This window comes from Emcibacter sp., from assembly GCF_048269205.1.
In the GTDB taxonomy this organism is placed as follows: domain Bacteria; phylum Pseudomonadota; class Alphaproteobacteria; order Sphingomonadales; family Emcibacteraceae; genus Emcibacter.
The window spans coordinates 765,600-777,281 of sequence record NZ_JBLXJC010000001.1 but is presented as its reverse complement, the minus strand read 5'-3'; the positions used below and the strand labels follow the sequence as shown (position 1 = coordinate 777,281).

Here is an 11,682-nt window from a genome sequence, read left to right as displayed (position 1 = left end):
AATGTTTCAGGGAGCATAATTCAATCCAGGTTATTATCCAGTAAAAATACTGAACTGCTACCATACAATTTTTTCAATTCCATCGAAGGTGATCTCGCCGCCATCGTCAAAAACAATGGTCCCGGCGGCATCATCATTCAACAACATTTCACCAGCGGCTTCATCGGTTGACTGAATGCTGTCACCCTCCTCCAGGGTCAGGGTCCAGCCCTGCTGGGCGCCCTGGCCGGAAAAACCGCCCAGCTCGATCACATCGGTCCAGCCGGCACCGCCGGAGACAACGTCCGATCCTTCGGCGGCACCAAAAGCAAAATAGTCATGGCCTTCGTTACCGTTCAGCGTATCGTTCCCCTGACCGCCCACGAGCCGGTCGTTTCCGGTTCCGCCATAAAGTGTGTCATTGCCACTGCCGCCATCCAGCTGGTCATGTTCGGCACCGCCGTGCAGGATATCATCACCACCACCGCCATACAGGCTGTCATTCCCCTGGAAAGAGGAAATGAATTCGCTGCCGTCGCCTCCGATCATGACATCACCGGTATTGCCGCCGTAAAGCTCGCTTTCGGGCGTGCCGTTTTCCATGACGGTGACAGTGACGGAATCTGTAACCGTATTGCTGTCACCGGTGCTATTTTCCGTACTGGTTGCACTGACAGAAAGATCAAAGTCTGACGTTCCCTCGGCCACTGTAATCTGCAGACTGTCCAGATTCCAGCCGGTTACATCCACCGTACCGTTGCCTGCGGTGGCGACAAAACTGTTCGTGCCGTCACTGAGTGCCGCTCCCTCGGGAATTTGGGAAATGGAGAGAGACAGGCTTTCCGATCCATCCTGGTCGGCAAGTGCCGTCTTGATCTGCGGCAGGTCAACGGCAATATTCTTTTCCGCCAGCACAAGCTGCTGTTCATGAGGGGCAAAAACAACGTCCACCTGTGTATTGACGTCTGTATAGTCGCCATCGCCACCCCCCCAGAGGTCTTCCCAGTTCTGGTTGCCGTGAGAGTGAGAATCAGAGAAATGATCCTGACCATCAGCATTCAGGTCATGATTGCTGTAATAGGCGGGTGTACTTGCCCCTGTCAGCGGCTGGCCATCGGCAACTGGTGTCCAGACACCATTGATGTTTTCAAATGTAACAGGCGTTTCATCCTGCAGACCGGCATTTCTTGAATCCCCGTCCGGAATGATAAAAAAGCCGAGAGACACGCCGCCTTCATAGTCAGAGGTGTCCACCGTAACCGTTTTTGTCCCGCCGTTCTTGACATTGTCCTGAATGACGGCGCCGCCAATGGGATTACCGTCAGCATCGGCAATATAATAGCCGTGGGAGTTATTGTAGCCGGCATTCACGCTCAGATAGGACACATCAATGGTGATGATGCCGTCTTCAGGAAAGGCGTAGTTGCCGTGACTGGCATCCAGATCAAGGGCGCCTGACAGGTGGAGTTCCGGCGCGTCCACCACAGCCGTAACATCCAGTGTCGCCGTAGAAGAAACAGTTTCCGTACCGTCCGTCACATCAAAGCTGAAGGGGATATCATTGCCCGAAAAATTTTCAACGGCATTGAATGTCCAGGTTCCGTCGCCGTTGTCGGTGACTGTACCGTAGGCGGGATCAACAGCGACATCAATGATCGCCAGCACATCGCCGTCCACGTCAGACGCCCTGGCCAGCAGGTCCTCCGCGGTGAAGGTAAAGGCCACATCCTCGGAAGTTGCGCCAAGGTCCACGGCCCCTGCAACGGGGGTCTCATTGACATTTTCAATATCGACCACCAGTTCGACGCTGTCCGTTCCGCCCTTGCCGTCCGAGACTTCGACCGTCAGGGTGCGGGACTCTTCAGTTTCATAATCCAGCAGGCTGCCGTCCGCGACTGTCACTTTCCCGCTCTCGGGGTCAATCACAAAAGCGCCGTCGTCATTGCCGGCAGCAATACTGTAGGTCAGGGCATCGCCTTCCTCGTCAGTGGCGGCGATTGTCGCCACGCCGGTCCCGTCTGCCGCCCCCTCGGCAACAGAGGCACCGAGCGTCTCACCATCGGAAAGAACCTCCGGAACCTCCGTATAAGTAACTGTTTTTACTGTAAAATCAGAATTATCACCGTGTGTCTTACCGGTTACATCAGTTGCCTCGATAACAACCCTCGCCACCGGTGTATCCCCAGTCTCCAGGTCATAGGAGACACTGGACCCGCTGAGCCTTGTCCCGTCACCAACCGTCAGGAAGCCGGAAGAAATTTCATTGCCCTGTGCATCATAGGCAGTCCATTTCCCCTGTTCGCCGCCGGGAAATTCTCCCTCAATCTGGCGTTCGGTCACCAGATTGATCTCAGTTACGGGATTGTCAAAGTTAAGAACAACCTGCTCACTTTTTCCGGAGGAAGAGTCAAAGTCGATCTGGCTGTTGAACCGCACCCCCTCGATACCGATGCCGTTGCTCGACGGACGAAGAACCGCCGCACTGCCGTCCGGCGCAAAACCCTCTATGGTCACATTGTCGCCAAGGCGGCCAGTTGTGCCACCGGCATCAAGGACCACATCATTGGTTGCCAGACTCACGGGAGAATTTCCATCGAAAGACGTCACAATGACCGGCGCATCATTCACTTCTGCGACAGAGACTGTCGCCGTTGCCCCGGTCACACCCCCGTTACCATCCACCACATCATAAATCAGTGTCAGTTCGCCGCTGAATCCCTGGTCGGTGTTTATTGTCCAGGTCCCGTCGCCATTGTCTGCAAGCATACCATGGTCAAGCGAGGATATATGAGAATAATCAGCGGGTGAAATTTCCGACAGGTCGAACTGCAGCGATCCGTTCCAGGCCAGGACTTCCCTGCCGTCAATCACATCGGAGGAGCGGGCATAGGATGCATCTTCGGCTTCAAGGGTGACACCGCCGGTAAAATCACCATTGTCGTCCTGTGTGCCGCCGACATTGATTTTATCAACAATCAGATTGCGGTCTTCGCCGGCCACACCGTCATGATCCCTGTCACCGGTCCCTTCCCAGGCATCGTTGACGAAACGGACATCAATGGACTCGATCTCGGTGCCCGCCGGCAGGTCAAAGCTGAAATATTCCCAGTCGCCACGCTCGGCATCAACCCGGAACTTGGTCTCGCCACCCACTTCAACAGGTTCACCGTTTACATAGATCTGGAACTCGGGCGATCCGGCCCCCACATCCTCGACATTGGCAGGATCATAGTGGTCTCCGGAAATTTTCAGGGTAACCGGAATGTCCGTTTCACCTTCCAGACGAATGTTGCTGACGGAAAGCACATCCCCGTCCACATCGCTGGCATTGGCCAGTAATTGATCTGCACTGATGACCACCGCCGTATCTTCGATACCTGACACTGTGACCGGGTTTTGATCATCCACTTCGGGGGCGTCATTGACCGCGATCACATCCAGAGAAGCTGTTGCGGAGACTGTATCAATGCCGTCGGTGACCTCAAAATTCAACTTTACATCGGCACCATTGAAGTTTTCAACCGGACTGAAGGTCCAGCTGCCGTCGCCGTTGTCGACCACCATTCCGAAAGCCTCGTCCACCGACACTTCGGTCACCGCCAGCACATCGCCGTCAAGATCGGAAGCCTGGGCCAGAAGGTCTTCGGCTGTAAATGTGATGGAGGTATCTTCGTCCATTTCACCAAGATCGACGATCCCCACGTCGGGGCTGTTGTTGGCATTAACGGGCTCTTCCGGAATGGGCGGCTCACTGGATGTCTCGTCCAGATCGGCAACATTGAATTCGAATGTCTTGCTGACCTGGGCGCCAGACTGGTCAGTGGCGGTGACGGTAATATCCAGGTTAGGCTCTGTCTCGTAGTCCAGGCTCACTCCGTCTTTCAGCTTGAGGACACCATCCTGCACTTCAAACCTGTCGTCGCTGACTGAGTAGCTGTGGGTATCGGTGGCATCCACATCAATGGTGGACAGGCTGCCCACGGTGGCGCCCTCGTCGTTTTCGGTAATGGTATTACCATCAAGCGCGATATCTGCCGGGGCATCATTTCGTCCCACCACATTCAGGGTGACCGTCGCCGTGTCCGTTGCACCGGAAGAATCCATCACTGTATAGGATATTGTAACGGTCTCCGTATCCCCTTCCCTGAGGTGATCAAAGGCACTGCCCGGATTGAATATGATCTGCTGACCGTCATGGGTTACTGCACCGTCACTCCCCTCAAGCTCAACATCGGTGATAACCAGGCGGCTGCCCTCGGGATCGTTGTCATTGCCAAGAACATCAAGCGTGACTGCACTGTCTTCATCGGCATCAAAATTGTCGTCTTCAGCAACAGGCGCTGAATTAAGAGTTGCGGTCTCAACACCTGCCCCTTCCTGTAATGACGAAGCACCCGCGGAACTGTCAGGGTTGGCCTCATTTAGGGCCGGTCCTGCCGGACCACCGTCGGAATCAGAACCGTCAAGCTCCAGATCGAAATAGGATGAACCGGAAGAGAAAACACCCTCCGACCGGAGAGTGATATCAAGATCATCAATGTCAGACGGTACAGTCTCGTCCTGAACGCCTAAATTCCTGCCGGACGCGTCCGCTTCGGAGCCAGAGGCGCCAATGTCAAAGTCCGGGGAAGTGCCTGACTGTTCTCCGTTTTCCAGCGGATCACTACCTTCGTCGACATATCCTGCTTGCAGCTCCTCATCTGTCAACTGATGATTGCCGCCCATATGTATGCTGGACCGGGTCTGTGTATCCTGGGTGCCCTCATCAGTTTCCTCTCCCATGGAAACCCGGGGACGTTCTGTTTTTTTCACACGTTCCGCACCCTGCAGGGCTGGGTCCAGCTCAATATCAAATGGGGCTGAACTGCTGGTTCCGGTCTCACCTGTGGACATCTCTTCACTCCAGTACCGACAAACGTCGAAAATAGATCGTGCTCAAAAAATAGGGGCATGAACCGAAGAACCGCATTCAGACCCTCTGTGAAAATATCAGCAAGAGGTGAAGAAAGTCTTTCGTCATATGGTTAACAAACACCCAACAAAAAGATAAAAAGCTTTTAAAAATCAACCTATTAAAAGCCCATTTCGATAAAATATTCATAAAATTTGATATAAAGCCGACCCAGGAGCTTGCTTATTAACCATTATTCAACGCTATAGGGTTATCCAAGTTATCATAGAAAATACAAAATTTGGGCATTGGCCGGAACAGCTGTCCTGCCGATAAATGTCGGAATTAACTATAAAAGCAGTAACATTTATGATCAGAAGCAGCAATATTTCAGGCGGCGAGCTGGATTCCCTGGGGTTTACGCCTATCCTGAGGAAAGATATCCTGGCCGCCTCCCTGGTCCTCAATGCCCTGTCTCTCGCATTGCCCATAGTCCTGCTTCAGGTATATGACAGAATTATCCCCAACGCTGCCCTGAATACACTGAGCTTTCTTATCATGGGGCTGCTGGGTGTTCTCATCATCGACATTCTCCTGCGCACGGCGCGGGCCTATCTTGCCGGCTGGGTCGGGGCCAAATACGAACACGACATGGGGTGCCGCACCCTGGAAAAAGTTCTTGGCTCACGCCTTCAGGACCTGGAAAAAATCCCGTCCGGCGTTCATCTCGACCGTTTTGGGGCCATTGACTCGGTGCGGGACTTCTACGCCAGCCAGGCTGGTCTTACCCTGGTCGACCTGCCCTTTGTTTTCCTGTTTCTGGGACTGCTGGGCCTGATTGGCGGTTCCCTGCTGATTGTCCCGGTCTGTCTTCTGATCATTCTCGGCGTCATAGCCTTTGCTCTCGGGGTCCGGCTCAAGGACGCCATCGAAAAGGACGCCATCTGGGACGACCGGCGCTACAGTTTCATCATCGAGGTACTGAACGGCATTCATTCCATCAAAAGCATGGCCATGGAACATCTGATGAACCGGCGCTATGAAAAGCTTCTGGAAAGCTGCTCTGCCGCCAGCTACAACGTGTTTTTCCTGAACGGACTGGCTCAGGGGATCGGCACTATCTTTTCCCAGATCACCATGGTGGCCGTGGCCGGTATCGGCAGCCTGCTGGTGATTAACGGTGACATTACCATGGGTGCGCTCGCCGCCAGTACACTGCTTGCCGGGCGAACCGTACAACCATTGCTGCGGGCCCTCGGCATCTGGACCAGGTTCCAGCATATCCAGATTGCCCGGGAAAAGCTGACGGCAATCGATGAATTTCGCCCGGAACGAGTGGTGGAAACAGCGGATATCGACCGCATCAACATCATCGAACTGAAAAACCTGTCTTTCCGCTATGACAGGGACTCCCGCCTGATTTTGCGTGACGTCAATCTCAAGGTAGAGCGCGGACAGGTTATCGGCATCCGCGGCGGCAACGGTTCGGGCAAATCGACCCTGTTGTGGGCCCTGATGGCCGGACTGGAACCGGAAAAAGGCAGAATCCTGGTCAACGGCAAGAATCCCGCAGATTTCTCGACGGAAAGCCTGCGCCGGAAAATCGCCTACCTGCCCCAGCGTCCGATTATGTTCCAGGGAACCATCCTTGATAACCTGACCATGTTCCGGGGCGACGATCATATTGACGATGCGCTCAGGGTCGCGGAAATGCTTCATCTGGACAGCATTCTCGCCCGTATGCCAGACGGCTACGAGACACGGATCGGCGACGGTGCCCAAAACGAATTGCCGGCCGGCATCGCCCAGCGCATAGCCATCGCACGGACCCTGGCCAGCGAACCGGACGTCATCCTTTTTGACGAAGCCAATTCGGGTCTGGACAACCAGTCCGACGAAGATCTGCTCAAGCTGATGACCAGCCTCAAGGGCCAGTGCACCATGGTGCTGGTCAGCTACCGGCCTTCCCTGCTGAAACTGGCGGACAAGCTGTATGAACTGAATGACGGAACACTTGCCCCGGTGGCATCCAGCGGCAAAGAAGCCGCCGGGCAGACAGCACGTGGCAAAAACGAAACTAATATAAAGGCCCCGGGCAAGGGAGGAGAGCGCGCATGACTCAGCCTCCCCCGGAAATGGAAAATCCCAAGCTGTCCGAAAACAAAGGCCCCGCGCGGGAGATGCTTGATCAGCTTAACGACAAATTCCGCGAAGGCGCCAGCCTGAAAGTCGCCAAGGCCGACCAACTGGCAGACGCCCTGCAATCCGGTAAAATCGGGTCCTTTCACGCTTCATCCGACTATGCTGCCTGCCTGCTGCCCCTGCTGCAGGCCCTTGGCTGGCGCGGACAACTGCGGCGGCTGTTTGAATCCCTGCCGCATTTTGCCGACAGTCTGGAACTGACCGAATTCCGCAACACCCTGGCGCATCTGCATTATAGAACCGACCGGGCCGAGGTCGAACTATCCTCCGTGGACCCGCGGCTGTTTCCCTGTCTGTATGTGGAAGAGGACAAACCTTACGTCATCCTGTCAAAGGATAGTGAGGGAATTCTCTATTTCGACAGTGAGGATCAACAGGAAAAATACACCGATGGCAAAAAAAGGATCGGCACCGCCTATTTCATTTCCACAAAGCACGGCAGCCAGACCAACAAAGCGGACGAGGATCTTGCCCCAAAAAACTGGATCAAGGATCTGTTCCTGAGATTCAAAGGCACCATCAAACACATGTTTGCCATGACCCTGATGCTGAACCTCTTTGCACTGCTGGTCCCCCTGTTCATCATGGCCATCTATGACCAGGTCATCCCGTCGCAATCCGGCGTATCGCTGGTCTATCTGGTCTCCGGCATTACTCTTGCCCTGGGATGTGAAGTAGGCCTCAGGATCCTGCGCGCCCGGCAAACGGCTTATCTGGGCGCCAGGGTGGAAAATATTGTGGCTAACGCCACCTTCCAGAAACTTCTGTCCCTGCCGCCAATGATGACCGAATCTGCCCCCATCGGCAGCCAGGTTTCCCGTCTCAAGGAATTTGACGCCATCAAGGGACTGTTTTCCAGCACCCTTGTGAATGTGATCCTGGAACTGCCTTTCGTGGTTCTGTTCCTCGCTCTTATCGCCGTTCTGGGTGGCACATTGGCCTATATCCCTCTTGCCATGATGGGTATTTTCGGCCTTGTGGCAGCGATCATGATACCCGCCATGAAACGCAATGTGACTTCTTCCAGCCAGGCACGTGCCCGCCGCCACAGTTTCCTGGTTGAGGCCCTGTCCAACCTGCGGACCATCAAGCAGACTGCCGCCGAGACGCCATGGCTGCAAAGATACCGCAACCTGTCAGCCGAAACAGCCTATACTCATTTCCGCTCAGCGCAGATCTCCTTGCTCCTACAGAGCCTGGCCCAGGCCATCATGATGGGCTCCGGTGTGGCAACAGTCGGCTTCGGCGTTCTGAAAGTCATGGAAGGCGACATGACGATCGGTGCGCTGATCGCCTGCATGGCACTGGTCTGGCGGGTCCTTTCACCACTTCAGAGCCTGTTTTTAACCCTGAGCCGTCTGGAACAGACCCTCAACAGCATCAAGCAGATCAATCAGCTGATGCGGATACCGTCGGAAGACGACCTGCTGCCCAACAGCCTGACCCAGAGAACCTTTGCCGGCAATATTGTTATGGACCGGACCAGCTTCCGCTACAAACCGGATGCCGAACCCGCCCTTCTGGGCGCCGGTTTCCGCCTGAACGCCGGTGAGATGATGGCGATCATGGGGCCAAATGCTGCGGGCAAATCCACAATTCTGAAGCTGATCATCGCCATGCACAAACCGCAGGCGGGCCAGATCATTCTCGATGGCATGGATATCCGCCAGATCAATCCGGCAATATTGCGCCAGTCCATCGCCTATGTGCCCCAGCAGAGTCATTTCTTCCATGGCACCATTGCCCAGAACCTCCGGCTGGCCCAGCCCATGGCCTCACAGACAGACCTGGAAGAAGCCTGTGCCATGGCCAATGTGCTGGAGGATATCAACAATCTGCCGCAGGGATTTGAAACCCGCATCGGCGACCAGTCCATCCAGAGTCTCCCGTCCAGTTTCAAGCAACGCCTTTCCCTGGCCCGCGCCTTCATGAAAAAGGCAAGCGTTCTGCTTCTGGACGAACCGGCAAAAACACTGGACTTTGAAGGGGACAAAGCCTTCATGAACACCCTGGCCGCCCTCAAGGGCACCTGCACCATTATCATGGTCTCGCACCGGCCGAGCCATATCAGGATGGCTGACAAGGTTCTGGTGCTGGAAGATGGCCTGGTGAAAAACTTCGGTCCACCGGAAAGCGTATTTCCGGCGGCAATCCCGGCCCCGCAGACAGCATAGAAAGCCACCGAAAAGGCAATAGAAATGACAGAAAAGAAAATTGATAAGGTAACGGCAAAAATCGGGCCCCATATGGCCCGCAGCCGGGAAGTCGCCGAAAAACTCATCACCAGGGCCGGCGAGGCAGCACGAAGCCGACATGAAAGGCCGGTCAGTTATTATGCCCGTTTTCTGTCCCGGGCCATCCTGCTGGAAGAAAGCGGTCCGCCCAAGACGGTGATCTCCACCATCGGCATCATCAGCCTGTTCGTTTTTGGCTGTATTGCCTGGGCCGCAGTCACCAGACTTGATGAAACAACCGTCGCCCAGGGCCAGGTTGTCCCTGCATCTTCCGTACAGCCGGTACAGCATCTTGAAGGCGGCATTGTCGCCGAGGTGCTGGTAGAAGAAGGCCAGGCCGTTAAAAAAGGACAGCCCCTGATCAGAATGTCGCCGTCCCAGGCCGTCTCCGAACGGGGACGCATGCTGGCCCGTCATGCGGCACTTTCCATGCAGATCGAACGCCTCAAGGCCTTTGCGCTCGACAAGAAAGCCGATTTTTCCGCCTACACGGAAAGTTTCCCCAATCTTGTCAGGGACCAGGAAGAAATTCTGGCCCAGCAACTGGATTCCCGACAGGCTCAGGAAAATGTGATCCTGGCCCAGATCGCCGAACGTCGCAACGAGGCTAAGATCTTGAGCCAGCAGGAAAAAACCGAGAAAAAGACCCTTTCCATCATCTCGGAAGAGCTGCAAATGCGAAAGGAGCTGACCGAAAAGGGTCTGGGGTCACGCCTGCGGCTTCTGGAGGTTGAAAAGGAACACAGCGAAGCCGAAGGAGACCTGCAAACCACTCGGTCGCGCAGGGCCAGTGTCCAGGCCAACATCAAACAGGCGGAAGGAAGCCTGATCGAGTTGCAGGCATCACTGCGCAATGATGCCCTCAACGAGATGGGCAACCTGTCCAAGGAGTTCGCCGAAATCACAGCGGAGCTGCAGCGTCTAGAGGACAAGGTGGAGCGGCTCAACGTTGCTGCTCCCAGCGACGGTATTATCAAGGGACTGAAATACCGTGTGGCCGGCAGTGTGGTCCCGCCCGGCGACGTGGTGGCAGAGGTGGTCCCCTATACCGGAAAACTGGTGGCGGAAGTCCGCATCTCCCCGCGGGATATCGGCCATGTGGACCTGGGCGAGGAAGTTCTCCTTAAAATCGACACCTATAACTTTGCCCGTTTCGGCGGTGTGAAAGGCACGCTGAATCAGGTTTCCGCCTCTTCCTTTATCGATGAAGAAGGACAGAGCTATTTCAAAGGCGTGGTGGTACTGCCACAGGACTATGTGGGCAGCAACCCGGCCTCAAACCGGATCACACCCGGCATGACCCTTGTCGCCGACATCAAGACCGGCGACAAGACATTGCTGCAATATCTGGTAAAACCAATCAACAATGCCCTGACAACGTCCTTCAGGGAGCGCTGAGCCAGTAGAGGGAACGGGTGGTCAGGCCACCCGTTTTTCAATGGCATCCCAGACCAGCGCGGCAATATCAGTGCCGTCAAAACGCTGGATTTCCTGGATACCCGTCGGGGACGTCACATTGATCTCGGTGAGATAATCACCGATCACGTCTATACCGACAAAGATCTGTCCCTGCTCCCGGAGCGTGGGTCCGATGGCTTCACAGATTTCGATTTCACGATCGGACAAGGCCGTTTTCTCCGCCTTGCCGCCCACATGCATGTTGGACCGCGCCTCACCTTCAGCCGGCACCCGGTTAATGGCGCCGACGGCTTCACCATCCACCAGGATAATCCGCTTGTCACCCTGGCGCACCTCGGACAGGTATTTCTGCACGATGAAGGGTTCCACATAGAATTCCTGAAACAGCTCGATCAGGCTGGCCATATTCTCGTCCTTCGGCGTGATGCGGAAAACCCCCTTGCCCCCGTTGCCGTACAACGGTTTGACCACCACATCCTTGTATTCATTGCGGAATTCGGTCACATCCTTGACATTGTTGGTGATCAGAGTCGGGGGCATCAGGTCCGGGAATTTGGTCAGGAAAATTTTCTCGGGCGCGTTACGGACGGAAAAGGGGTCATTGACGACCAGGGTCTTGCCGTCACCCCTGCCGTGCACATGCTCCAGCAGGTGAGTTGCTGTAATATAGCCCATGTGGAACGGCGGATCCTGACGCATCAGGACAACATCCGTTTCCACCGCAAGATCAATCCGGCGTTCCGTTCCAAGACTGTAGTGATTGCCCAGTTCACGACGCAATGTCAGTGGTTTGGCGTGAGCCAGGACCCGGCCGTTTTCATAGGCCAGATCGTTGACGTGATAATGGTAAAGGCGATGACCGCGCTTCTCCGCCTCCAGCCCAAGGGCGAAAGTGCTGTCACCATTGATGTCTATGGACTCTATGGGGTCCATCTGGATTGCGACTGCCAAGCTCAT

Annotated in this window: 5 protein-coding genes; 3 read left to right on the top strand and 2 right to left on the bottom strand. The window is 55.2% G+C overall.

Features of this window, described 5'->3' with window-relative positions:
* Nucleotides 1-57: 57 nt before the first annotated feature.
* Nucleotides 58-4,872, bottom strand: a complete 4,815-nt coding sequence (locus tag ACN0YD_RS03600; protein WP_417317277.1) for a tandem-95 repeat protein — start codon at nt 4,870-4,872, stop codon at nt 58-60.
* A gap of 367 nt (nt 4,873-5,239) precedes the next feature.
* Here ACN0YD_RS03600 and ACN0YD_RS03595 point away from each other — a divergent pair, with 367 nt between their 5' ends.
* Genes ACN0YD_RS03595 through ACN0YD_RS03585 form a run of 3 tightly spaced genes read left to right on the top strand, consistent with a single transcriptional unit; the run spans nt 5,240 to nt 10,704 of the window.
* On the top strand, nt 5,240-6,988 hold the full coding sequence (locus tag ACN0YD_RS03595) for a peptidase domain-containing ABC transporter (protein WP_417317276.1): 1,749 nt from the start codon (nt 5,240-5,242) through the stop codon (nt 6,986-6,988).
* Nucleotides 6,985-9,246: a peptidase domain-containing ABC transporter gene (locus ACN0YD_RS03590; RefSeq protein ID WP_417317275.1), complete on the top strand. Its 2,262-nt coding sequence runs from the start codon at nt 6,985-6,987 to the stop codon at nt 9,244-9,246. The genes ACN0YD_RS03595 and ACN0YD_RS03590 overlap by 4 nt, the downstream gene beginning before the upstream one ends.
* A gap of 24 nt (nt 9,247-9,270) precedes the next feature.
* The gene (locus ACN0YD_RS03585) at nt 9,271-10,704 is read left to right on the top strand and encodes an HlyD family type I secretion periplasmic adaptor subunit (protein ID WP_417317274.1); all 1,434 of its coding nucleotides are present in this window, start codon (nt 9,271-9,273) and stop codon (nt 10,702-10,704) included.
* 21 nt (nt 10,705-10,725) lie between these two features.
* Here the strand turns inward: ACN0YD_RS03585 and gshB are convergent, their stop codons facing one another.
* Entirely contained in the window at nt 10,726-11,682 is a 957-nt protein-coding gene (gene gshB / locus ACN0YD_RS03580) for a glutathione synthase (protein ID WP_417317273.1), read from the bottom strand.

Bases quoted from the DNA above. Each gene is read 5' to 3' on its own strand.
- gshB (WP_417317273.1), bottom strand. From the start codon at position 11,682: ATGAGCTTGGCAGTCGCAATCCAGATGGACCCCATAGAGTCCATAGAC.
- ACN0YD_RS03600 (WP_417317277.1), bottom strand. From the start codon at position 4,872: ATGTCCACAGGTGAGACCGGAACCAGCAGTTCAGCCCCATTTGATATT.
- ACN0YD_RS03590 (WP_417317275.1), top strand. From the start codon at position 6,985: ATGACTCAGCCTCCCCCGGAAATGGAAAATCCCAAGCTGTCCGAAAAC.
- ACN0YD_RS03595 (WP_417317276.1), top strand. From the start codon at position 5,240: ATGATCAGAAGCAGCAATATTTCAGGCGGCGAGCTGGATTCCCTGGGG.
- ACN0YD_RS03585 (WP_417317274.1), top strand. From the start codon at position 9,271: ATGACAGAAAAGAAAATTGATAAGGTAACGGCAAAAATCGGGCCCCAT.